This is a genomic window from Candidatus Pseudothioglobus sp. Uisw_086 (assembly GCF_048085745.1).
GTDB lineage: Bacteria > Pseudomonadota > Gammaproteobacteria > PS1 > Pseudothioglobaceae > Pseudothioglobus.
In genome coordinates, this window is sequence record NZ_CP159803.1 from 1285555 (window position 1) to 1311598 (window position 26044).

Below are 26044 nucleotides of genomic sequence, written 5' to 3' on the forward strand. Positions count from 1 at the left end.
ATCTCTTTATAGCTTTTCAGCATAGAATTTTTTTCTAAATTCAGAAAATGTATTACTCTTAATTGCCGCTCTAATTGACTTCATCAAATACTGGTAATAGAAAAGATTATGAAGGGTGTTTAGGCGGGACCCTAGAATTTCATTTGATTTTTGTAAGTGGTGAAGATATGCCCTTGAATAATTTTGACAAGTTGAGCAATTACAATTAGGATCTAGAGGGCTAGTATCTTTCTTATATTTTGCATTTCGAATTTTTACAACGCCCTCTGAAGTAAATAAGTACCCATTTCTCGCATTACGAGATGGCATTACACAGTCGAACATATCAACCCCAGCTGCAACACCCTCAACTAAATCTGCAGGAGTTCCAACACCCATAAGATACCTTGGCTTCTTAGAAGGCATATGATTAGGCAAGTAGCTGAGAACATCCATCATTTCTTCTTTTGGCTCCCCAACTGACAAACCACCAATAGCATAACCATCAAAATTCATCTCAACTAACGACTTAGCTGATTGAAGACGAAGCTCTTTATGCATTCCTCCCTGAATAATTCCAAAAAGAGCATTTTTATTGTTGAGCCTTTTGTGTTCCTCTAAAGATCTTTTTGCCCATCTTAGTGACAGCTGCATAGATTGATCAACAACATTTTTTTCAGAGGGATAAGCCGTGCAATCATCAAATATCATAACAATATCTGAGCCCAGTTTATACTGAATTTGCATAGACTCCTCAGGACCCATAAAAATTGCTGACCCATCCTTTGGTGATCTGAATTTAACGCCTTGCTCAGTTATTTTACGCATCTTACCCAAGCTAAAGACTTGGAACCCACCAGAATCAGTTAGAATTGGACCTGGCCAATTCATAAAATCATGGAGATCACCATGAGCTTCAATCACTTCCGTAGTTGGCGTTATTGATAAGTGAAATGTATTCCCTAGGATAATTTCAGCGCCTAAATCCCTCACCTCATCAACAGTCATTGCCTTAACTGTTCCATAAGTTCCCACGGGCATAAAAGCTGGGGTATTAACCTCACCACGCTCAAAAGTGAGCTTACCTAATCGAGCTTTATTATCTGTATGTTTAAGTTCAAATTTCATAGTAAGGTTATAAAAAATATATGATTTTTTAGCTTTAGTTAGAATGCTTGATTTATTTCATCAAACCCAAAGCCTCTTGATTGTAAAAAACGTTTTTGCTTAGATTTTTCTTTATAGTCTAAAAATTTACTGTCTCCAAATTTTTTATACTTGACGTCTTTTGCAAGCTCAAACCAATTAAATAAAGTTAAATCAAACTTACTAATACCCCTTGATTTAAGCTCCATAGAAATTTTTTTTGGTCCTTTGCCTTGGTTGAAGCGCATAAGTATGAAAGCCTCAGAAAACCTTTCATCACTTTGGTATTTTTGCTCAGCTAATAAAGAGATGCTGTCGTTAATTACAGCATCATCAAAATCTTTAAGATTTAATTTTTTTCTTAATTCTAATTTGGAGTGCTCTCGCCTCATTAACATCTTTAATGCAGCTGCGTAGCATTTACTCTGCTGACTCTGTTTCGTCATTATTACTCTTTACTGGCTGTATTTCGTCATTATCCTTACTCATTAATTTCTCACGAATTTTAGCCTCCAGCATTTGACTCATCTTAGTATTTTCTTTTAAGAAGTCACGAGAATTATCTTTACCTTGACCAATTCTTTCCCCCTCAACACTATACCAAGCTCCTGCCTTTTCAACAAAGCCATGCTCAACTCCTAAGTCAATTATCTCACTCTCCCTGGAGATTCCTTGATTATATAAAATTTGAAACTCAGCCTTTTTAAATGGAGGAGCTACCTTATTTTTAAGAACCTTAACGCGCGTCTCATTTCCAAGAATTTCATCGCCTTTTTTAATAGCACCAATTCTTCGAATATCAAGTCTTACTGAAGCATAAAATTTAAGCGCATTACCACCAGTTGTAGTCTCAGGATTTCCAAACATTACACCAATCTTCATTCTAAGTTGATTAATAAAGATTACCATAGTATTAGTTCGCTTTATATTAGATGTTAGTTTTCTTAATGCTTGAGACATTAGCCTGGCTTGTAAGCCCATATGCGAAGCGCCCATTTCGCCCTCGATTTCTGCTTTAGGTGTTAACGCAGCAACTGAGTCAATAACAACAATATCAACACTTCCAGAACGAACTAGCATATCTGTAATTTCTAAAGCTTGCTCACCAGTATCAGGCTGAGAAATAAGAAGATCATCTGTATTTACGCCCAATTTTCTTGCATAAGAAGGATCTAAAGCATGCTCTGCATCAATAAATGCCGCTGTTCCTCCTAATTTTTGCATTTCTGCGATAACATGAAGAGTCATAGTTGTCTTTCCTGAAGACTCAGGGCCATAAATTTCAACAACTCTACCTCTAGGTAAGCCACCAATTCCTAAGGCTATATCAAGACTTAAACTACCCGTTGAAACAGCTTCAATATCACTTCTAGCCTCTTCGTCACCCAAAAACATAACAGACCCTTTTCCAAACTGTTTTTCAATTTGTCCAAGTGCTACTTGCAGTGCTTGTTTTTTCTTTTCATCCACTCCGTACTCCCGCGTAAAATGATTATAAATTTATATGTAATTATTATAATGGCTTTCACTCATCAAGATACAGAATGTATGGCTCTTGCACTCAAACTTTCTCAGTTTGGTCGCAAAGGTGTTGGTGCAAATCCAATGGTGGGATGTGTGATTGCTCGTGATAATAAAATTATTGCTCAAGACTACCATCGCCTTTATGGTGAGGGTCATGCAGAAGTAAATGCCTTAGAAAAAATTAATTACAAAGGTGAGAATACTAATGTATACATTACACTTGAACCATGCTCTCATTTTGGCAAGACGCCGCCTTGTGCTGAGGCACTTATTAGAGCTAGAGTGAAAAAAGTTTTTATTGCAATGCTTGATCCCAATCCATTAGTTTCTGGAAAAGGAATCAAGTTACTTCAAGATAGTGGCATGGATGTTGAAGTTGGATTGCTTGAAAAGGAAGCTAAAGAGATTAATCGTGGATTTATCAAAAGAATGACGAGTGGTTTACCCTTTGTTACATCAAAAATTGCAATGAGCCTTGACGGAAGAACAGCAATGAAGAATGGGGAGAGTAAATGGATTACTTCGGAAGTTGCTCGAGAGGATGTTCAAATTCTCCGTAGCGTAAATCAGGCCATTATGACAGGCTCAGGAACAATCAAAAGTGATAACCCAATGATGACTGTTAGAGCTAAAAATGAAGATTCAAAGCCACTACGTGTTGTTATTGATAGTAATAATATTATTACTGATAAGTCTCTTAATATTTTTTCATCTGACGCTGAAACACTCATTTTAAATAACAATAATTCAGAAATGCTTGCTAATGGAAAATTAGATCTAAAATGTGCACTTATTAAACTTGGGGAAATGGGTATTAATAATTTACTTCTAGAGGCTGGTAGCGGCCTTAATGGAGCAATGACTGAGGCTGGGCTAATTGATGAATTTATTATCTACACCGCTCCATTAATACTTGGAAGTGATGCAAATCCAATGATAGAAATTCCTTTAAAAAAAATGTCTGACAAAATTAAACTAAATATTATTGAAGTTAGTCAAATAGGTTGTGATATTAAAATTAGAGCCACTATCAAATGAATAAATTAACAAATAAAAGAATTCTTTTAGGAGTTAGCGGCTCAATTGCTGCTTATAAATCACCCGACATTGTTAGAAGGTTGCAAGATTTAGGTGCAGAAGTTAGAGTCATTATTACGAGTGGAGGCAGAGAGTTTGTTAGTGAGCTATCACTTCAAACGGTTTCAAAAAATAAAGTTCATGACAATCTTTGGGATAAAGAAGCAGAGCTTGCTATGGGTCACATTGAACTTGCAAAATGGGCTGACGCAGTAATCATAGCACCAGCATCGGCCAATACGATAGCCAGACTCTGTCATGGCAAGGCTGATGACCTACTGTCAACAGTAATTCTTGCAACAAATGCATCTGTATTAATTGCTCCATCAATGAACCAACAAATGTTTGCATCAAAAGCAATTAAGGAAAATCTCAAGATACTTAACAATAGAGGCGTTTTAACAATAGATCCAGGTTTTGGGGAACAAGCTTGTGGAGATGTTGGAGAAGGCAGACTTGCAGAACCAGCAGAAATTGCAAAGCAAGTAGCTGCAATATTTTCAAATAGCACTCTTAGTGGAAAAAAAGTTCTAATAACAATTGGGGGGACTATTGAAGCAATAGACCCGGTAAGATATATATCAAATCACAGTAGTGGAAAAATGGGTATGGCTCTTGCTCATGCTTGCATTCAAGCTGGAGCAGAGACAACACTAATAATTGGATCAATATCAGTAGAAGTGGAAAAAAGAGCTTCAGTGATTTACATAACTAGTGCACATGAAATGTACGAAGTGGTAATGGAAAAAATAAAAACTCAAGATTTATTTATTAGCTGCGCCGCAGTTGCAGATTTTAGGCCGACAGAAATAAGCCTTAATAAGATTAAAAAAGATGGAAATTTAGCTTCAATTGGGCTTACAAAAAATAAAGACATTTTAGAAAGCGTTTGTCAGCTTAAAAACAAACCTGTCTGTATTGGATTTGCAGCTGAAACTGAAAATTTTCTTGCCAATGCAATAGCTAAATTAAAGAAAAAGAAGTGTGATGCAATTATTTTGAATGACATTTCAAGTAGTGAAATTGGGCTAAACTCAGATGAAAATGAAGTTCACTTTATATCACAAGAAAAAACTGAGAAAATAGATAAAAGTAGTAAACAAATTATTGCAGAAAAGATAATAAAAAAGGTTACAAAATATTTTTTCTAAACGCTGTAAATGCTTATAAATCAAGGGTTAATCGACTTACCCACAATACTGTGGATAACTCTGTTGATATCTCAAAATTCAGACATAAATTAAGCTTTAGACTAACAATTTCTATGGTTTTGGTTAATAAATAATCATATCAATTTTTTTGTTATAAATCAATGACTTATATTTTTTTGAATTTATGAATTTATTTCAACTTTAGAAGGTAATCTACTAAATTATCAATTCGCGGATAACTTTTTAACTTTTGCCCTTATAGGCTGGGCTTCAGAGGCTTAATTGATGAATTTAAAACTCTATTAATTCTCAATTATAAGAGGTTTATTTTAGAGTTAAATTAAATTAATTAATGGCTATAAAACTACCAGGAAATTTACCGCAGTTAAATGCTTTTATATAGCTCTTTAAGCGCTTAATTAAAGGCAATTTTGTGTTTTATTTAATATTGGATTTGATATTTTCCATGACCAAATTTTTTCTCAATTGAATCTAAAAACTCTCGATTTAATGAAACATCAAATTCTTTTGAAAGGGGAATTTTTCCTAATGAATTAGCAGACATATATTCAATAACAACTGGGCACTTACCTGGGTATTCTTTCAATAATTCACATAGCTTTAGATACTTGTTTTTATTTTCTTCTGTTAGTTGAATTTTAAGGCACTTTGCATACTTTATTTGAACCTTATCAACTGGATCTATCCGCTCTACTACTATCTGCCATTGTTCTCTAAAATCTTTATTGACTTTTCCAGAAACTACAACCACTTCATCTAGCACTAAATATTCGCTATTTTCTGCAAGTTGTTGTGAAAAGACAGCTGCATTAATTCTTTTTTCACCATCTTCAATAGTCAAACTTGCCATCTGACCTCGTCTTGTATTTCTATAAATAATGTCAGAAATTAGTGAAAGCACTCTCACTTCACGATTATTTCTAAATACTAGATCTTTTGGTAAAGTACATACTATTGATTTTAAATCTGATTTATACCAGTCTGTTGGATGTCTTTCTAGGTAATATCCCATAACATTTTTTTCAAACTTCATTACATTTCTAAAAGACAGAAACTCCCCTTTTATGTAATTTTTTTCATACTCACTATGACTATCAACTTCAGCAAAAAGACTGTTTTGGCCTTTTGATGAATCACTTTGTCTCTGTTCTGCTTGCCTTACTGCTCTTGGGTAAGTCGCAATTAATGTTGCTCTTTTAATATCAAATAAATCAAATGCTCCACTATATATAAGGGCTTCAATTGCTCTACGATTTAAGAATTTTTTTTCTATTCGAAAACAAAAATCAAAAATATCTGAATAGTTTCCATTTTTTTCTCTCTCTAAAACTATCTCTTTAACAAGAGCCTCACCAACACCTTTAATAGCGCCTAGTCCATATACTATAGTTTTATTATCATTAATGCTAAATTCATATTCAGATTGGTTAATATCAGGTGCCATAACTATGACACCATTTTTCTTGCACTCGCCAACAGTAAATGCAACACGATCTGTGTCATCCATTCCACCAGATAGTACTGCCGACATAAAAGGAGCTGGAAAATGTGCCTTTAGCCAGGCTGTCTGATATGAAATGTAGGCATATGCAACAGAATGTGATTTATTAAAGCCATAACCTGAAAATTTGTCAATAAGGTCAAAAATTTCATTTGCTTTGGCCTCTTTAATATTTCTTTCAAAAGCTCCCTTTACAAAAACTTCACGCTGCTCTGCCATTTCTTCAACTTTTTTCTTACCCATAGCGCGTCGTAAAATATCTGCTCCACCTAAAGAGTAACCAGCCATAACTTGAGCAGACTTCATTACTTGCTCTTGATAAAGAAATACTCCATTTGTTGGCTTTAAAATTTCTTCTAACATCTCATGTGGATATCTTACTTTTGCACCATGTTTGACCTGTATGTAATCATCTACCATTCCAGCATCTAATGGGCCTGGTCTATAAAGTGCCAGCATAGCAACAATATCTTCAAAAGAGTCAGGTTTAAGTTTTTTCAAATAACCACGCATGCCATCTGATTCAAGCTGAAAAACCCCAGTAGTGTCGCAGTCTTGAAGTAACTTAAATACTTTGGGGTCATCAAGACTAAGCTTATCAATATTAATCAAACCCTCACTTAAGCCTTTTTTTGCTATTATTTTTACCGCCTTATCTATTACAGTTAGGTTTGATAGCCCCAAAAAATCAAATTTAACAAGCCCTACAGCCTCAACATCATCTTTATCAAATTGAGATACAACGACATCTGACTCATCAGATCCTTTATAAATTGGACAGAAATCACTAATTTTACTTGGTGCAATAACAACTCCACCAGCATGAGTACCGACATTTCTAATAAGCCCTTCAAGATCTTGGGATAAATCAATGAGCGTTGAAACACTTTCTTCGGAATCATATCTTGCTTTCAATTCATTGGAATCTTCTAATGCTTTATTTAATGTCATTTTTAGTTCATTTGGTATCATCTTAGAAATCTGGTCACTAAAACCATAAGGATGTCCTAATACTCTCCCTACATCTCTTACTACCCCTTTAGCTGCCATAGTTCCATAAGTAATAATTTGTGATACTTTCTCTGAACCATACTTATTAGAAACATACGCAATAACTTCATCACGACGATCTGTGCAAAAATCAATATCAAAATCAGGCATAGAAATTCGCTCTGGGTTTAAAAAACGCTCAAATAAAAGATCATGCTGAATAGGATCTACATTTGTTATAGAAAGCGCCCAGGCCACAAGAGATCCAGCACCTGAGCCCCTACCTGGACCAACTGGAATTCCATTTTCTTTAGCCCATCTTATAAAATCAGAAACAATTAAAAAGTATCCTGGAAAGTCCATTTCAAGAATTACAGATAATTCAAAATTTAACCTTTCAAAATAACTCTTTTCATTTACATTAAGATCTTTAAGTCTAAGTCTAAGACCATTATTTGATTGTTCACTAAAAAATTCAGCTATTGACTTTCCTTCTGGTGTTGGAAAAGCTGGAAGGTAATTCTTTTCAAATAATTTAAAGTGTAAGTTACACCTTTTAGCTATTTCAGAAGCATTTTCAATAAGCTGAGGGTAGTCTTTAAATAATTCAGACATTTCATCAGCAGTCTTTAAATATTGACTATCACTAAAAATTTTTAACCTCCTAGAGTCATCTAGCAAGCCTCCCTCAGCTATGCAAATTCTAGCTTCATGCGCATCAAAGTCACTTTTACTTAAGAACTGCACATCGTTAGTAGCAACAACTGGGATATTTAACTTCAATCCTAATTCAATAGTAAGATTAAGAAGGTTTTCATCTGCATGTCTATCAGTTCTTTGTGCCGAAATATAATATCGGTCTTTGAAAATGGCTTGCCAGCTTTTAGCTTTAGTATTAGCAAGGTCCAGCTCATTTGCCAAAAGTAATTGAGATATGTCTGAGCTTATTGGAGTTGCAATCATTAGCAAGCCCTTTTGGTGAGAAATTAATTGTTCTTCTGTAACACTTACAATTGAAATTCCCTGTTCATTAAGGTAGGCCTTAGAAATAAGCTCTGAAAGATTTAAATAGCCCTCATGGTTTTGACAAAGTAGAAGTACATCATAATGGCCTAAATCAAAATCTACATATATTTTTGCGCCAATAATAGGCTTGATACCAGCACTAGTCGCTTTTTGATAAAATTTAATCACAGAAAAAAGACTCATATCATCAGTCAGCGCAACGCTGCTCATACCAGCCTCTTTAACACTATCTATGAGTTTTGAAACACGAACTAAGCTATTCTTTACAGAATACTCACTTTGACATTGAAGATGAACAAAATCCACAGAACTCAATTATCCAAAAAAAAATATGAAATTTACTGATCTATTTTACAAACAATTACATTACTAGCTTTTAGCTTTTTAAAAATTATATATCTGAAATTCAACTATAAAAAATAAATCAATATATAGGTTAGATATTTTCAGCTGCCTTAATTAGAGCTTGCGCTTTATCCATAGTTTCTTGCCACTCCATTTCTGGCAAAGAGTCGTAAACAATTCCTGCTCCAGCTTGGATATATAGCCTCTGATCTTTAATAACAGCAGTTCTAATTGCAATTGCAAGATCCATTCCACCATGCCAAGATAAATTACCAATAGCTCCAGAGTAAATATTACGCTTTAAATCTTCAACTTCATCAATAATCTCCATTGCTCTTACTTTTGGAGCGCCACTTAAGGTGCCCGCTGGAAAAGTTGCTTTCAATACATCAATAGAGCTCATATTTTCTTTTAACTCACATTCTACATTTGAAACAATATGCATAACATGTGAGTAACGCTCTATAAACATTTTATCTGTAAGTGTTACGCTCCCTGTTTTAGCAATTCTGCCTAAATCGTTTCTGCCAAGATCAATCAGCATTAGATGCTCGGCAATTTCTTTTTCATCTGCTAAGAGATCTTTCTCTAGATTAAGGTCTTCTTGCTCTGTTTTTCCTCTTGAGCGAGTTCCTGCTATAGGTCTTATGGTTGCAATATTGTTGTTATCCACACGTGTTAATATTTCAGGAGATGAGCCAACTATTGCAAAGTCATTTAAATTAAGAAAATACATATATGGAGAAGGGTTAAGTATTCTTAATTGTCGGTATAGTTCAACAGGATTTGATTTAAAAACACAGCTTAATCGTTGTGATGGCACAACTTGCATAACATCACCAGCTTTAATGTATTTTTGAACTTTTTTAACTGCACTTATGTAATTTTCCCTTCCAAAACTTGACACAAAGTCTTCTGACTTGATATTTTCAGAGGGGGCAGATGAATGTTCAAATGATTTCTTAATATTTGCCTCAATTAAACTAAGCCTTACAAGTCCACCTTCAAATGTCTCTTCATTAGGGTTAACATGAGTAATTATGTGAACCTTACTAGTTAAATTATCAACTACCAAAAGGTCATTTGAGACCATTAATAAAATATCTGGAACTTTTAGCTCGTCAGTTTTATTTATATGCGCCAGTTTTGGCTCTATGTAACGAACTATTTCATATCCAAAGTAACCAACTAATCCGCCATTGAAATCTGGCAGGCTATCTAACTGTGGAACTTTAAATTGATTTTGGTATTCTTCAATCCATGCAAGTGGATCTTCTACTAAGTACTCTTGAGTTAACTTTCCATTTTTTTCAACTCGAACCTGATAGTTATTTACTTTAATTACTGTTTCAGCAGCCAATCCAATAAAAGAATATCTTCCCCACTTTTCACCACCTTGTACAGATTCTAAAAAATAGCTATAGGGATTATTTGCAAGCTTAAGATATAAAGCTAAAGGAGTTAATGTATCAACAACAATTTCCCTAGAAAGGGGAATATGATTAAAGCCTTCTTTAATAAGACGATTGAAATATGACTTTTGCATGGGTATATTTTATCATTACCCAGATTATTAAACCTTAAGATTATTCGTACAGAAGGTAGCTTCTGGAAATAACAGAATTTAGTGCTAGTTTGAATAATAAAAAAGACATTCCATTTTAGTAAACTAAATTGAAATGCCTTTATTTAGAACTGAACCCTGCTATTTTTCAGCCTCACTCAACTGAGCAGAAAGTTCTTGCTCAGCGTCACTCGTTTGCATAAAAGATGCATCTATGCGCTTCCTTCTCTTTTCCTGATGATGCTTAAAGCCTGTTCCTGCAGGAATAAGTCGACCTACAATGACATTCTCTTTAAGACCTCTAAGATCATCCACTCTTCCTGTTATTGAGGCTTCCGTAAGAACCCTTGTAGTCTCTTGGAAAGATGCAGCAGAGATAAACGACTCAGTAGATAATGATGCTTTTGTAATACCCATTAACAATCTTTGAAACACAATCTCATCTTTCTTTTGTGCCTTCAATTGCTTATTCTTCTCTACAACATGAACAAATTCAGCAGTCTCACCATTTACATAATGAGAGTCTCCATTATCAATAATTTCAACTTTTCTAAGCATTTGCTTAACAACTACTTCAATATGCTTGTCTGAAATTTTTACTCCTTGGAGCCTATAAACGTTTTGAACTTCTTTAACCATATAGTTAGCCAAAGCTTCAACACCTAATAAACGCAGAATATCATGAGGGTTATAAGGCCCATCTGATATCACATCGCCTTTTTCAACAGTCTCACCATCAAACACATTGATTGATCTCCAATGATGAATCATCATTTCAGTTACATCACCTTCAGAGCCAGTAATAAGCATACGAACCTTTGATTTTGTAGGACTTCCAAAGCTTATAACACCCATAGTTTCAGCTAGAATCGCATGATCTTTAGCTTTACGAGCTTCAAATAAATCAGCAACTCGTGGTAATCCTCCAGTAATGTCACTAGTCTTTGAAACAGCTTTAGGAATCTTAGCAAGTATTTCACCTGCAGTAATAAGCTGACCATCCTCTAAATTTATTTTAACTCCTGATGGTAAATAATGAGTCGACAGTATAGATTTTTTATCTTTCTTATCAACTAATTGAAGCATTGGTTTCATATCTTTTGCTGCCGAAGTTCTTTCTGCCTCTTCAATTATTTCAAAGAAGATTAAGCCAGTCAATGGATCTGAATTTTTTACAACTGTTAAACCTTCAATAAAATCGATAAATGAAACTCTTCCAGAATTTTCAGCTATGATTGGATGTGTATGTGGATCCCAATCAGCAATCTTATCTTTGGCTTTCACCTTGCCACCATCTTTAAAGTGAACTATAGCACCATAAGGCAACTTATAGCGCTCTTTTACTTGGCCTAATTCATTTCTAATTGAGGCTTCAGAAGATCTTGAAACAACGACAAAATCACCATTAGCATTTTTAATAGACTTCATATTTTCAAAATGAACAATGCCATCAGTATTAATATTAATACTATTAACAGCCGTAGATGAGCTTGCGGCTCCACCAATATGGAAAGTACGCATTGTAAGTTGAGTTCCTGGTTCACCAATTGATTGTGCAGCGATAACACCAACAGCTTCGCCCACTCCAATCTTATGACCTCTTGCCATATCATTTCCATAACAAGATGCACAAACACCATAAGACAACTCACATGTAATTGCTGAACGAACTTTAATAAACTCTATACCCAGCTCATTGATCTTATCTGAATCATCCAATGTAATTAAATGATCTTTTTGTAAAAATACATCTTTTGTATTTGGCACTAATATGTCTTCAGAAATAACTCGACCGAGCACTGCAGTTCCCAATGTTTGAACAACATTTCCGCCATCAATAACGGATTTCATTACCAAACCATTTTTAGTCCCACAATCTTCTTCAGTTACCACCAAATCTTGACCTACATCAACAAGTCTTCGAGTTAAATAGCCTGAGTTAGCAGTTTTTAGTGCTGTATCAGCCAAACCTTTTCTTGCTCCATGAGTAGAAATAAAGTACTGCATATTATTAAGACCTTCACGGAAATTACTTGTAATTGGAGTCTCAATAATTGATCCATCTGGCTTTGCCATTAGACCACGCATTCCTGCTAACTGACGTATTTGTGCAGGAGAGCCTCGAGCTCCTGAATCTGCCATCATATAGATTGAATTAAATGATGGTTTCTTTTCTGTATTGCCTTCAGCATCAGTTATATCTTCATAACCAACTTTATCCATCATTGCTTTAGCAACTTCTTCTGAAGTTCTTGACCAAATATCAATAACCTTGTTATAGCGCTCGCCATTTGTAACAACACCTGAAGCAAATTGCTGCTGAACATCTTTTACTTGAGCAGAAGCCTTTTCAATCATCTCAGCTTTTTCACTAGGAATAATCATGTCATTCGAACAAAATGATATACCAGATTTAGTAGAATATTCAAAACCCATATACATCATTTGATCAGCAAAAATTACAGTCTCCTTAAGCTCCTGAGATCTATAACAGACATGGATTAAATTAGAAACTACTTTTTTAGTTAAAGCCTCATTAATTAAATCAAATGACAAGCCTTTAGGCAGAATTCTAGAAAAAATAGCTCTGCCGATTGTAGTATCAACTATACGAGTATTTTTAGGTTTAAAGCCAGACTCTGCTTTTTCATAATCCTGCACTCTTAGTTTAATTTTTGCATGCAGACTTACAAGTTTAGCATCATAGGCAGAAAGCGCCTCATTGGTATTGGCAAAGATCATCCCTTCACCCTGTTGATTAACCATTTCTCTTGTCATATAGTACAGACCTAAGATTACATCTTGAGATGGAATAATAATTGGGTCACCACTAGCCAAATGAAGAATATTATTTGATGCCAACATTAGAGTTCTTGCCTCTAATTGAGCTTCCTCAGAAAGAGGAACGTGGACAGCCATCTGATCACCATCAAAGTCTGCATTAAATGCAGTACATACAAGAGGATGAAGTTGAATTGCCTTGCCTTCAATTAGAAGCGGCTCAAATGCTTGAATACCAAGTCTATGAAGAGTAGGTGCACGGTTTAATAAAACTGGATGCTGATGTACAACTCTTTCCAAAATATCCCAAACTTCAGGAATTTCACTTTCAACCATTTTTTTTGCAGCTTTTATAGTAGAAGCTAATCCATTTGCTTGAAGGCGATTATAAATAAAGGGCTTAAAAAGCTCTAATGCCATTTTTTTTGGCAATCCACACTGATGAAGCTTTAAATATGGACCACAAACAATAACTGAACGCCCAGAATAGTCAACTCGTTTTCCAAGTAAGTTTTGACGGAATCGTCCTTGCTTACCTTTTATCATATCCGCAATTGACTTAAGAGGGCGTCTATTATTGCCCATAACAGCACGTCCACGACGCCCATTATCAATTAGTGAGTCGACAGCTTCTTGGAGCATACGTTTTTCATTTCTAACAATAATTTCTGGAGCATCAAGTTCTAATAATCTTCCAAGACGATTATTTCTATTAATTACTCGGCGATACAAGTCATTTAAATCAGATGTTGCAAACCGACCTCCATCTAGAGGAACCAAAGGCCTTAAATCTGGTGGCAGAATAGGAAGCACATTTAAAACCATCCACTCAGGTTTATTTCCAGACTTTATTAATGAATCCACTAGCTTAAGTCGTTTATTGATTTTCTTAAGTTTAGTTTGTGACTTAGTATTTAGAGCATCTTCTCTCAAATTTGCAGCTTCTTTTTCAAGTTGCATCTCTGAAAGAACATCCTGCATAGCTTCTGCGCCCATCTTAGCAACAAACTCATCATCTCCATACTGGTCTAAAGCATCAAAATACATCTCCTCCGTAAGTAGTTGCTTTTTGATTAAAGGCGTACTACCAGGATCAGTAACTAAAAATGCTTCAAAATAAAGAACTCTTTCAATATCTTTTAAAGTCATATCCATGAGCAAACCTAATCTAGATGGGAGTGACTTCAAATACCAAATATGTGCTACGGGAGCAGCAAGCTCTATATGGCCCATTCTTTCACGTCTTACTTTAGAAAGAGTAACTTCAACACCACATTTTTCACAAACCACATTTCTAAATTTCATGCGCTTATATTTACCACATAAGCACTCAAAGTCTTTCATTGGGCCAAAAATCTTAGCACAAAATAACCCTTCTCTTTCAGGTTTGAAAGTTCTATAGTTAATAGTTTCAGGTTTTTTTACTTCACCAAATGACCATGAACGAATTTTCTCAGGAGAAGCTAAACCAACTCTTATTGCATCAAAATCTTGTTCTTTATTTTGCTGTTTTAAAATTTGTAATAAATCTTTCAAGTGATTCTCCTAATTTAATGTTGTTCAAGTTCAGTATCAATACCTAGAGATCGAATTTCTTTAACTAGAACATTAAACGACTCTGGCATTACTGACTCAGTACGGTTCTCACCGTCTACTATATTTTTATACATTTTTGCCCTTCCAGTAACATCATCAGACTTAACCGTTAACATTTCTCGAAGAGTATATGCTGCACCATATGCTTCTAGCGCCCAAACTTCCATTTCACCAAACCTTTGACCACCAAATTGAGCTTTACCGCTAAGTGGTTGTTGAGTAACTAAAGAGTATGGACCTGTTGAGCGGGCATGCATCTTATCATCGACCAAGTGGTTAAGCTTAAGCATGTGCATATAACCAACAGTTATATCACGGTCAAATGAATCACCAGTTCGTCCATCAAATAATTGAATTTGACCACTTTCTGGTAAATCAGCCATCTTAAGTAAAGATTTAATATCCTCTTCTTTAATTCCATCAAATACTGGAGTTGCCATTGGAACACCAGATCGTAAATTATTAGCTAACTCAAGTATTTCATCATCACTAAATGACTTTAAATCTTCAGTTTTTCCATAACTATTGTAAATAGAATCTAGCATTGAGCGGATTTGCTTAATTGTATCTTTACGATGCTCATCTAGCAAATTACCAATCTTATAACCTAGGCCTTTAGCTGCCCAACCTAAATGAACCTCAAGTACCTGGCCAACATTCATACGTGATGGAACACCAAGTGGATTAAGAACAACATCTACTGGAGTACCATCTGCCAAATGGGGCATATCTTCAACTGGGGATACACGAGAGATAACACCTTTGTTTCCGTGTCGTCCAGCCATCTTGTCACCAACCTGAAGAGTTTTACGTGTTGCCACATAAACCTTGACCATCTTCTGAACGCCTGGAGGTAATTCTGCACCTTCTTTAATTTTTGCACTCTCTTGCTCATAAAATAGTTCAAACTCTTCCTGTTTTGCTTTTGACTGCTTAACAAGTGAAGCAACTTCTTTATTTACAGCTGCATCTTTAACTTTTAATTTTGCTAATTCACTATTTTCTAGAGACTTTAAATCTTTAGAAGCTAGTTTATCTCCACTCTTAATATTACCAATATTACTAGTTGAGAGGTTTCCAGAGAGTTTTAAACGAATTCGGCGAAAGATGTCCCCATCAATTATTCCAAATTCATCATCAATATCTTTTTTAATATTTTCTAAACGCTCTTCATCAATAACCAGTGCACGAGAATCTTTTGCCACTCGATCTTTAGTAAATATCTGAACATCAATGACAACACCAGATTTTGAGGCTCCCATTCTTAAAGAGGTATCTTTAACATTGTTAGCTTTTTCTCCAAAGATAGCACGCAATAATTTCTCTTCTGGAGAAAGGACTGTTTCACTTTTAGGAGTTACCTTTCCAACAAGAATATCACCACCTTTTACTCGAGCACCAACATATACAATACCAACATCATCCAGCTTTGATAGTGCCGATTCACTTACATTGGGTATATCTGCAGTAACTTCCTCAGCACCAAGCTTTGTATCTCTAGCATAAGCTGTCAATTCTTCAATATGAATTGAAGTATAACGATCTTCCTGGACTACTTTTTCTGATATTAAAATTGAGTCTTCAAAGTTATATCCATTCCAAGGCATAAATGCAATCATCATATTTTGACCTAATGCTAACTCACCTAGATCTGTAGATGGACCATCTGCTAAGACATCGCCAGCAACAATCTTATCACCTGGTTGAACAAGTGGTTTTTGATTGATACAAGTATTTTGATTTGAACGAGAATATTTTACTAAACTATAGATATCAACACCAAGCTCACCAGCTTTTGCTTGCTTAGCATCAACACGAATTACGATTCTTGAAGCATCTACTGTCTCCACAACTCCATCATGGTTTGCAACCACACAAACACGTGAATCTGTTGCCACAACGCGCTCAATACCAGTTCCAACTAGTGGTTTTTCAGCTCGTAATACAGGCACAGCTTGACGCTGCATATTTGAACCCATTAATGCACGGTTAGCATCATCATGCTCAAGAAACGGTATAAGTGATGCAGCTACAGATGATATTTGTTTTGAATCAATATCAATAAGCGTTACTTCTGACTTGCCAACAAGTACAAATTCATTTTTATGACGTCCTGAAACAAGATCATCTACTAAATACCCCTTACTATCTACTTTAGAATTTGCTTGAGCAATAGTGTGATCAATTTCATCAATTGCTGACACATATAAAATTTCTTTAGTGACTTGACCCTTCTTAACTACTTGATAAGGAGTCTCTAAAAAACCATAATCATTCGTTCTTGCATAAACTGCTAAAGTATTAATTAAACCAATATTCGGACCTTCAGGTGTTTCAATTGGACACAATCGACCATAATGAGATGGATGAACATCGCGAACCTCAAAGCCAGCACGTTCTCTTGTTAGACCACCTGGCCCTAAGGCTGATATGCGTCGCTTATGAGTCACCCCAGACAATGGATTTACTTGATCCATGAATTGAGACAACTGTGAAGAGCCAAAAAACTCCCTTACTGCTGCTGAAACTGGCTTAGAATTAATAAGATCTTGTGGCGTTAGCTCATCTGTTTCAGCAAGGTTTAATCCTTCTTTAACAGCTTTTTCTACACGAATAAGACCAATTCTAAATTGGTTTTCAATCATTTCACCAATAGCCCTAACTCTTCTATTAGCTAAAGTGTCGACATCATCTACAACATCGTGTCCATTTTTAATATCAATTAACTGTTTAATTACATTAATAATATCATCATGAGTTAGAACGTGCTCCCCAGTCTCACTAGCAACTCCCAGCCTTCTATTAAGCTTCATGCGACCCACACGAGAAAGGTCATAACGATCATTATTAAAAAATAAATTAGAAAAAAGAGTGTTAACTGCATCTTCAGTAGCAGGCTCACCTGGTCTCATTACATGGTAGATTGACATACGCGCTTCAATTTCTGTTTGCAATTCATCAAGACGAAGTGTGTCAGAAATATAGATACCATTTTCAGCATCATTAAGATAAATAATATTGATCTTCTTAATCTTAGTCGCAGTTAAAACTTCTATAGATTCTTCAGTTATTAATGAGTTTGCAGCTAATAAAATTTCACCAGTATCAGTATCAACTATATCTGCAGAAATGACTTTCCCAATAAGATATTCAAGTGGAGCATTAATTGAGTCTACTTTTGCATCATGAAGAATTTTTGCATGCTTAGCAGTAATTCGACGTCCTTGTTCAACAACAACATCCTTTCCAACTTTAATATCAAACTCTGCAATAATTCCTTTCAAACGTTCAGGTTTGATAACTAGATCACACGATTTAGATTTTAATTTAACAACAATATGATCAAAGAAAGTATCAATAATGTCATTTGTTGACTGTCCCATAGCACGAAGTAATGTAGTCACAGGTAATTTTCTTCTTCTATCTATTCTTACAAACAAGTGCTCGTGATGATCAAACTCAAAGTCTAACCATGAGCCACGGTAAGGAATAATACGTGATGAGAATAATATTTTCCCAGAAGAGTGAGTTTTCCCCTTATCATGCTCAAAAATAACTCCTGGAGAACGATGAAGCTGAGAAACCACAACACGCTCAGTTCCATTAATTACAAATGTTCCAGTATCAGTCATCAATGGAAGCTGCCCTAAATAGACACTTTCTTCGATAATTTGCTTAACGCGACGCTTCTTCTTTAAATTAGAACCATTTTTGTCGAAAAGGACTAAGTTAAGTTTAACTTGCAAGGTTGCAGCATACGTTACTCCTCGAAGCTTACATTCTTTAACATTATATTTAGGCTCTTGAAGCTCATAATCCAAATATTCAATTTCGGCATAACCATTTAGGGCTGTAATTGGAAATACAGATTGAAAAACAGAATGAAGACCAATATTTTCCTTTTCAGTAGCTCCTTTCTGAATAAAGCTATTAAATGAATTAATCTGAATAGATAATAAATCTGGCTCTTTAAGAATCGACTCTCTTGTTCCAAAATTATTTCTGATACGTTTTTTTTCTGTAAATGAATAAGTCATGGATGCCCCGTAATAATCAATAAATGGTTTTCAAAATTACTTCTAAAAAAAACACCAAAATCCCCTTTGGGGATTTTGGTTTATAGCATTGAACAAATTACTTAAGTTCTACGCTAGCGCCAGCTTCTTCAAGCTGCTTTTGAATATCATCAGCTTCCGCTTTTGATGCACCTTCTTTAATTGCTGCTGGAGCACTCTCAACAAGATCTTTAGCCTCTTTAAGACCTAATCCTGTAATAGTACGAACAGCTTTAATAACTGCAACTTTCTTGTCACCAAAACTTGTTAGCATTACATTAAACTCAGTCTTTTCTTCAGCTTCTGCTCCAGCATCTGCTACTGCAGCTACTGGTGCGGCTGCAACTGCTGCTGCAGAAACTCCAAACTTCTCTTCCATTGCTGATACTAGCTCAACAACATCCATTACAGACATGTCTGCAATTGCACCTAAAATATCTTCATTGCTTAATTTCGCCATGATATTAACTCCTCTATATAATTATTATTGTTTTTGATCACGAACAGCTGCTACAACACGAGTTAACTTCGTTGGAACTTCATTTAAAGTTCTAACTAATTTCTCAGTTGGTGCAAGCATCAACGCCATCAACATACTGATTGCTTGATCTTTGGTTGGTAGGCTCGCGATTCTCTTTAATTGATCTGCATCAATAAATTCACCGGATACTCCCAAACCTTTAACAACTAATGCTTCATTATCTTTAATGAAGTCACGAAAAACACGAGCTACAGCGCCCGGATCTTCTTGAGAAAAACCCAAGATAACCGGTCCACTTAAGACTGGAGTAATACACTCACATCCTGTCTCAGCTAATGCTCTCTTTGCAAGCGTATTTTTTACAACACGCAAAGAAACATCTGCATCAATAGCAGCATTCCGCAAATTAGTCATTTGTCCAACATTCAATCCACGATACTCAGCAACACCTACAGACACAGCACCATTAGCTACTGCATTGACCTGTTCGACGACTGCTTTTTTTGCTTCAAGACTTAGAGCCATAATCTCTCCTGAACAATTAAAAAATGAAAGCTATAAAATTATAACTTTCGCCACAAGGTACTTCCATACCCTCTACATAGGCAAATTGAAGGATCAATTTATTAAGCAACAAATCATAATTAACCTGTCGCACCTATGGTCTTTGAGGCAGAACAAGTCACCTTGTCGCCCAAAGAATTCCTTAGCTGATAATTATTAAATTATCCGCATTTAAATCTATTTAAATATCTATACTTGCACCATCAACACTAAGGCCTGGACCCATAGTTGATGAAACGCTTACTTTTTTGATATAAACACCTTTTGTTGAACTTGGTTTAGCTTTCTTAATCGCGTCAATGAGAGCAACAATATTCTCTTCCAACGCTTTTACGTCAAAAGAAGCTTTCCCAATACCGGCATGAACAATTCCAGCTTTGTCAGCGCGGTAACGAACTTGGCCCGCTTTTGCATTTTTTACTGCAGTAGCAACGTCAGGCGTTACAGTTCCAACTTTAGGGTTTGGCATCAATCCACGAGGTCCAAGAACTTGGCCTAATCTTCCAACAACACCCATTGCGTCTGGAGATGCAATAACAACATCGTAATTCAAATCTCCATCTTGCATGCTTTTCATTAGATCATCCATACCAACAATATCTGCGCCTGCATCAGTTGCTTTTTGAGCATTTTCACCTTGAGTAAAAACAGCCACTCGGACAACTTTTCCAGTTCCATTAGGAAGGACAACTGCACCACGAACATTTTGGTCTGATTTTTTTGTATCGATGCCTAAGTTAATACTTACATCAACCGACTCATCAAACTTAGCTGAAGCACAATCTTTGACTAATGCTAAAGCTTCAGTAATTGCGTACTTAGAGCCTTCTTTAATTTTTAAAGCACTCGCTTTTTGATTTTTTGATAAATTAGCCATTATTAACCCTCCACCACAATGCCCATTGAGCGAGCAGTACCCGCAACAATTTGAACTGCTGCATCTAAATCATTTGCATTTAAGTCCTTCATTTTTATATTCGCAACTTCTTCTAATTGAGCACGAGTAACTTTACCAACCTTATTAAGATGTGGCTCACCACTTCCTTTTTCAATACCTGTAACTTTAAGAAGCAAAACTGCTGCAGGAGGAGTCTTTGTTATGAATGTAAAACTACGATCACTGTATACAGTAATAATTACAGGTACTGGCATCCCTTTATCAAGCTCTTGTGTTTGAGCATTAAATGCCTTACAAAAATCCATAATATTTACACCATGTTGACCCAATGCTGGACCAACTGGTGGTGAAGGATTCGCCTCTGCTGCAGGAACCTGCAACTTAATATATGACTCAATTTTTTTTGCCATTTTTATCTCCTATGGGTTCAAACGCTTTTAAGCTCCCCGTTAACAAACTCAGTCGCTAGCGACTGACTGACTTATGTCTTCTCTACTTGAGAAAACTCCAATTCTACTGCAGTAGTTCGTCCAAAAATTAAAACCTCTACTGTCAACAAACTTTTTTCATAATTAACACTTTCAACAGTTCCATTAAATTCATTAAATGGGCCTTCAGTAACCAAAACTTCTTCACCTGGTTGAAATGCAACCTTAGGCTTAGGTTTGTCAGCACCTTCTTGAACGCGTGCAAAAATTCTATCAACTTCTCTCTGAGTTATTGGAGAAGGTTTTCCAGATGAACCACCTATAAATCCTATAACGTTATTAGTATTCTTAACTAATAACCAGCTAGGCTCAGTAAGCTCCATCTTTATAAGCATATAGCCTGGGAAAAATTTACGCTCAGTTTCTTTTTTCTTTCCAGCTTTTAGCTCAACTACTTGTTCAGTTGGAATAAGAATTTCATCAACTAAATCTTCAATACCTTCTCTAGACACAGCTTCTTCAATAGCTATTTTAACTTTCGCTTCATAGCCGCTTCTAGCATGGATTACAAACCAATTCTTAGACATAATAATCCTTTACTTAAAAAATATTAATTGACGAAATTGATTGAACACCCCAAGTAAAGAATGCATCAATAATCCAAAGGAAAATTGCAACTATTACAACTGCAACCATAATGATTCCAGTTGTTTTTATTGTTTCTTGACGAGTTGGCCAAACAACCTTTCGTAATTCAATTCGTGTCTCTTTCAAAAAATGAACAAATCTATCACCTTGCTCAGATTTCACAAAAACAGTAACCGCTATGACAAAGACTACTAGGGTTACTAAAACTTTAGTAAGTGCATTAAATCCTAAAGGATTGACATAATACAAAGCAAGTCCAGCAACTACTATTAAAACTGCTAAGATAGTTTTCCACTGATCAGAACCACTCTTTAAATTTTCTATTTGTTTAGCCACACATATCCTTTAATTTGGCAGGCAAGGAGGGACTCGAACCCCCAACCAATGGTTTTGGAGACCACTACTCTACCAATTGAGCCACTTGCCTAAATATCAAACCCTAAAAAAGTGGTCACTCATAAAAAGTAACCACTTACTAAATTAACTTTTAACTCGTAATTTTCGAGACGACTCCAGCACCTACTGTACGTCCACCTTCTCTAATTGCAAATCTTAATCCTTCTTCCATTGCAATCGGAGCTAGTAACTCAATTGTCATCTTCACATTGTCACCTGGCATAACCATTTCAACGCCTTTTGGCAGTTCGCATGCACCAGTAACGTCTGTTGTTCTGAAGTAGAACTGTGGACGATAATTGTTAAAGAATGGAGTATGACGTCCACCTTCTTCTTTACTTAAAACATATATCTCTGCTTCAAACTTAGTGTGTGGGTTAATCGTACCTTTTTTAGCAAGTACTTGACCACGCTCAACATCTTCACGCTTCGTACCACGTAGAAGAACACCAACGTTATCACCTGCTTCACCTGAGTCAAGCAATTTTCTAAACATTTCAACACCTGTACAAGTAGTCAGCTGCGTATCTTTAATACCAACGATTTCGATTTCATCACCAACATTAACAACACCACGTTCAATACGACCTGTTACAACTGTTCCACGGCCTGAGATTGAGAACACGTCCTCAATTGGCATTAGGAATGTCTTATCTGTATCACGCTCTGGAGTTGGGATGTATGTATCTAATGCTTCAACTAACTTCATAATTGAAGGAACACCAATATCTGATGTGTCACCTTCTAGTGCTTTCAATGCTGAACCAAAAATCACTGGAGTGTCATCACCTGGGAATTCGTATTCTGTCAAAAGTTCACGGATTTCCATTTCAACAAGCTCTACTAATTCTTCATCATCAACCATATCGGCTTTGTTCATGTAAACAACGATGTAAGGAACACCCACTTGACGAGACAATAGAATGTGCTCACGTGTTTGAGCCATTGGTCCATCAGTTGCAGCGATTACAATAATAGCGCCGTCCATTTGAGCAGCACCCGTAATCATGTTCTTAACGTAGTCCGCGTGTCCTGGGCAATCAACGTGAGCGTAGTGACGAGCTTCTGACTCATACTCTACGTGCGCTGTTGAGATCGTAATACCACGCTCTCTTTCTTCAGGAGCATTATCAATATTTGCATAATCCTTGAATTCACCACCGTTCATCTCAGCCATAACCTTAGTAAGGGCTGCAGTTAAAGTAGTTTTTCCATGGTCAACGTGACCAATTGTTCCCACATTTACGTGTGGTTTGGTTCTTTCAAATTTCTCTTTTGCCATTTCTAATCTCCTATATTCATTCAATTTGCGTGGAGCTCACCACCGGATTTGAACCGGCGACCTCTTCCTTACCAAGGAAGTGCTCTACCGACTGAGCTAGGTGAGCACAGCCCTAACCACATGGAGCGGGTGATGGGAATCGAACCCACCTCATTAGCTTGGAAGGCTAAGGTAATACCAATATACGACACCCGCAATTTCTTATTCTCATGTTCTTCTGGTGGAGGGAGTTGGATTCGAACCAACGTACTCAGAGAGAACGGATTTACAGTCCGTCGCCTTTAACCACTCGGCCACCCCTCCAAAAAAACAATCAGACATTATCCCATAACTAATTTAGCTTAGCAAGGATTAAATATAGTTATTAAAAGGTTTTTAGATGATTATTTTTGCCTTGAAGCGCCACTTGCAACTGCTGCCTCAAATATTGCTTTTGGGACAACCTCAATTAGCCTTGGATCAAAAGGTTTTGGAATAAAATAGTCTTTACCAAAAGTCAAACTACTATCTTTATAAATTGCTATTAATTCTTTAGGAGCTGGTAGCTTAACCAAGTCTTTGAGTGCATGCACTGCAGCAACCTTCATTTCAGTATTAATAATTTTAGAGTTGGCATCAAGCGCTCCTCTAAAAATATAAGGAAAGCCAAGAACATTATTTACCTGATTTGGATAATCACTTCTTCCTGTGGCCATTAAAACGTCATCTCTGCAGGCGTAAACATCTACTGGAGAGATCTCTGGATCAGGGTTAGATAATGCAAAAATGATTGGTCTTTTAGCCATTGATTTAACCATCTCTTGTGTCACAAGGTTTCCTCTAGCAACACCTATGAAGACATCAGAACTATTGATGGCATCACTTAAAGTTGTTTTATCTGTATCTACTGCAAAAGTTAGTTTTTCCTTACTTAGATTTTTACTTTTTGTTGAAACTACCCCATTACGATCAACCAAAAGAATATTATCTTTACTAAAGCCAAGTTCGAGCAATAAATTTAATGTTGCAATTCCTGCAGATCCAGCTCCAGCACATACAATTTTAGCTTCCTTGAAATTTTTTTCTTGAATTTCGAGCGCATTTAAAAGTCCTGCTGCAACAATAATAGCGGTTCCATGTTGGTCATCATGAAAAACAGGTATATCTAACTCATCAATTAACCTCTTTTCAATTTCAAAGCAGCGCGGCGCAGAGATATCCTCTAAATTAATCCCACCAAATGTTGGCGCAATGTTTTTAATCGTACTGATAATTTCTTCAACATCTTGAGTATCAAGCTCTATATTAAAAACATCAATACCTGCAAAACGCTTGAATAATACAGCCTTACCTTCCATCACTGGTTTTGCCGCCAAAGGCCCAACATTACCTAGCCCTAGGACAGCTGAACCATCAGTAATTACTGCCACCAAATTACCTTTAATAGTATATTTATTAACCGCACCTGGATCTTTTACAATTTCTCTTACAGGGGCTGCAACGCCTGGACTATATGCCAAACTAAGGTCTTGATCATTATCTAATTTCTTATGAGAAGTAACATTAATCTTTCCAGGCCTTCCTTCCTGGTGATAGGCTAAAGCCTTATCATGTAAAGTTTGCGACATTTTTGCCTTATTTAATTATTTTTTAATTTTGAGCAACAAACTCTTCACCAATTTTAATATCAGATCTGAGAGTTTCAAGTGCTGCATTAAGTGTTTTTTCTTCAAATGCAGAGAGATCACCAAAACCTAATATTTTCTCAACACCATTTCTACCTAAAAGAACTGGTTGAGCAAAAAAGCGAGCCATGCCTCCCGAGCCCTCGACATAAGTACACTCTATTACATCTTCTTCACCATTAAGAGCACGAACTAGAGACAAACCAAATTTTGCTGCTGCCTGGCCCATTGATAAAGTAGCTGAGCCACCGCCAGCTTTTGCCTCAACAACCTCAGTTCCTGCATTCTGAATACGTGAAGTCATTTCAGATGCACTAGCTTCGTCAAAGTCAAAGCCTGATTGAGAAAGCAGTGGAAGGATAGTAATTCCTGAGTGGCCACCAATGACAGGAACACTGACATCTTCAGGATTTACACCATTAACTTCAGCGACAAATGTGCTAGATCGGATGATGTCTAAAGTTGTTATTCCAAATAGACGAGCTGGATCATAAACTCCTTTTTTCTTTAAAACATCGGCTGCAATTGCAACGGTTGTGTTTACAGGGTTTGTAATAATTCCAATTAAAGCCTTTGGACAAGTATCTGCACATGCTGAAACAAGATTTTTAACAATACCTGCATTAATATTAAAAAGATCAGATCGATCCATTCCTGGCTTACGAGCAACACCAGCTGAAATTAATACAATATCTGCATTTACTAGAGCAGGTGAAGGGTCTTCGCCTGCAAAACCAGAAACTTTAACTGCAGTTGGTATATGACTCAAGTCTGCCGCAACACCTGGCGTCACAGGAGCAATGTCATACAATGATAATTCAGTTCCATTTGGTAACTGTGTTTTCAATAATAATCCTAAAGCCTGACCAATTCCGCCAGCGGCACCTAAAACTACAACTTTCATAACATCTCCCTAAAAATATAAAA

18 protein-coding genes and 4 tRNA genes are annotated in these 26044 nt (G+C 36.1%); 2 read left to right on the top strand and 20 right to left on the bottom strand.

Translation table 11 applies throughout. The annotated features are described in order from the left end of the window. Window positions 1-6 precede the first annotated feature (6 nt). Genes tgt through recA form a run of 3 tightly spaced genes read right to left on the bottom strand, consistent with a single transcriptional unit; the run spans window position 7 to window position 2595 of the window. Window positions 7-1107: a tRNA guanosine(34) transglycosylase Tgt gene (gene tgt, locus ABXT49_RS06490; protein ID WP_416651326.1), complete on the bottom strand. Its 1101-nt coding sequence runs from the start codon at window positions 1105-1107 to the stop codon at window positions 7-9. 38 nt (window positions 1108-1145) lie between these two features. After that, on the bottom strand, window positions 1146-1571 hold the full coding sequence (locus ABXT49_RS06495) for a regulatory protein RecX (protein ID WP_416651327.1): 426 nt from the start codon (window positions 1569-1571) through the stop codon (window positions 1146-1148). Then, window positions 1546-2595: a recombinase RecA gene (gene recA, locus ABXT49_RS06500; RefSeq protein WP_416651328.1), complete on the bottom strand. Its 1050-nt coding sequence runs from the start codon at window positions 2593-2595 to the stop codon at window positions 1546-1548. Before recA ends, ABXT49_RS06495 begins: the two co-directional genes overlap by 26 nt. A gap of 48 nt (window positions 2596-2643) precedes the next feature. Here recA and ribD point away from each other — a divergent pair, with 48 nt between their 5' ends. After that, a complete protein-coding gene (ribD, locus tag ABXT49_RS06505; protein WP_416653546.1) occupies window positions 2644-3687 on the top strand; it encodes a bifunctional diaminohydroxyphosphoribosylaminopyrimidine deaminase/5-amino-6-(5-phosphoribosylamino)uracil reductase RibD in 1044 nt (347 codons plus the stop codon). Next, window positions 3684-4877 carry a bifunctional phosphopantothenoylcysteine decarboxylase/phosphopantothenate--cysteine ligase CoaBC gene (coaBC, locus tag ABXT49_RS06510; protein ID WP_416651329.1) on the top strand — a complete coding sequence of 398 codons (1194 nt, stop codon included), beginning with the start codon at window positions 3684-3686 and terminating at the stop codon, window positions 4875-4877. The genes ribD and coaBC overlap by 4 nt, the downstream gene beginning before the upstream one ends. Before the next feature lie 442 nt (window positions 4878-5319). On the opposite strand, the gene dnaE is transcribed toward coaBC, so the two are convergent. The 17 genes from dnaE to mdh form a co-directional block, all read right to left on the bottom strand. Beyond that, window positions 5320-8730: a DNA polymerase III subunit alpha gene (gene dnaE, locus ABXT49_RS06515; RefSeq protein ID WP_416651330.1), complete on the bottom strand. Its 3411-nt coding sequence runs from the start codon at window positions 8728-8730 to the stop codon at window positions 5320-5322. Window positions 8731-8851: 121 nt separating this feature from the next. After that, window positions 8852-10306, bottom strand: coding sequence for an anthranilate synthase component I (trpE, locus tag ABXT49_RS06520; protein WP_416651332.1), 1455 nt, complete (start codon window positions 10304-10306; stop codon window positions 8852-8854). Window positions 10307-10465: 159 nt separating this feature from the next. Then, window positions 10466-14641: a DNA-directed RNA polymerase subunit beta' gene (gene rpoC, locus ABXT49_RS06525; protein ID WP_416651333.1), complete on the bottom strand. Its 4176-nt coding sequence runs from the start codon at window positions 14639-14641 to the stop codon at window positions 10466-10468. Between the two features lie 14 nt (window positions 14642-14655). Further along, complete coding sequence (rpoB, locus tag ABXT49_RS06530; RefSeq protein WP_416651335.1) at window positions 14656-18738, bottom strand: DNA-directed RNA polymerase subunit beta; 4083 nt, start codon at window positions 18736-18738, stop codon at window positions 14656-14658. A 97-nt stretch (window positions 18739-18835) separates the two neighbouring features. Continuing rightward, on the bottom strand, window positions 18836-19216 hold the full coding sequence (rplL, locus tag ABXT49_RS06535; protein WP_416651336.1) for a 50S ribosomal protein L7/L12: 381 nt from the start codon (window positions 19214-19216) through the stop codon (window positions 18836-18838). 24 nt (window positions 19217-19240) lie between these two features. After that, complete coding sequence (gene rplJ, locus ABXT49_RS06540; protein WP_416651338.1) at window positions 19241-19762, bottom strand: 50S ribosomal protein L10; 522 nt, start codon at window positions 19760-19762, stop codon at window positions 19241-19243. Between the two features lie 220 nt (window positions 19763-19982). Continuing rightward, entirely contained in the window at window positions 19983-20678 is a 696-nt protein-coding gene (gene rplA / locus ABXT49_RS06545; RefSeq protein ID WP_416651339.1) for a 50S ribosomal protein L1, read from the bottom strand. A 2-nt stretch (window positions 20679-20680) separates the two neighbouring features. Next, the gene (gene rplK / locus ABXT49_RS06550) at window positions 20681-21109 is read right to left on the bottom strand and encodes a 50S ribosomal protein L11 (RefSeq protein ID WP_416651340.1); all 429 of its coding nucleotides are present in this window, start codon (window positions 21107-21109) and stop codon (window positions 20681-20683) included. A gap of 71 nt (window positions 21110-21180) precedes the next feature. After that, a complete protein-coding gene (gene nusG / locus ABXT49_RS06555) occupies window positions 21181-21714 on the bottom strand; it encodes a transcription termination/antitermination protein NusG (protein ID WP_416651342.1) in 534 nt (177 codons plus the stop codon). A gap of 13 nt (window positions 21715-21727) precedes the next feature. Continuing rightward, entirely contained in the window at window positions 21728-22111 is a 384-nt protein-coding gene (secE, locus tag ABXT49_RS06560) for a preprotein translocase subunit SecE (RefSeq protein ID WP_416651343.1), read from the bottom strand. Window positions 22112-22126: 15 nt separating this feature from the next. Then, window positions 22127-22202 (bottom strand) — tRNA-Trp (locus ABXT49_RS06565). Window positions 22203-22262: 60 nt separating this feature from the next. Further along, window positions 22263-23453, bottom strand: coding sequence for an elongation factor Tu (gene tuf / locus ABXT49_RS06570; RefSeq protein ID WP_416651344.1), 1191 nt, complete (start codon window positions 23451-23453; stop codon window positions 22263-22265). Between the two features lie 30 nt (window positions 23454-23483). Next, window positions 23484-23559: transfer RNA gene (locus ABXT49_RS06575), tRNA-Thr, on the bottom strand. Window positions 23560-23574: 15 nt separating this feature from the next. Continuing rightward, window positions 23575-23648, bottom strand: a tRNA-Gly gene (locus ABXT49_RS06580). A gap of 23 nt (window positions 23649-23671) precedes the next feature. Beyond that, window positions 23672-23756: transfer RNA gene (locus tag ABXT49_RS06585), tRNA-Tyr, on the bottom strand. 80 nt (window positions 23757-23836) lie between these two features. Further along, window positions 23837-25060, bottom strand: a complete 1224-nt coding sequence (locus ABXT49_RS06590; protein ID WP_416651345.1) for a malic enzyme-like NAD(P)-binding protein — start codon at window positions 25058-25060, stop codon at window positions 23837-23839. Between the two features lie 22 nt (window positions 25061-25082). After that, the gene (gene mdh, locus ABXT49_RS06595; RefSeq protein ID WP_416651347.1) at window positions 25083-26021 is read right to left on the bottom strand and encodes a malate dehydrogenase; all 939 of its coding nucleotides are present in this window, start codon (window positions 26019-26021) and stop codon (window positions 25083-25085) included. Between the last annotated feature and the right edge of the window lie 23 nt (window positions 26022-26044).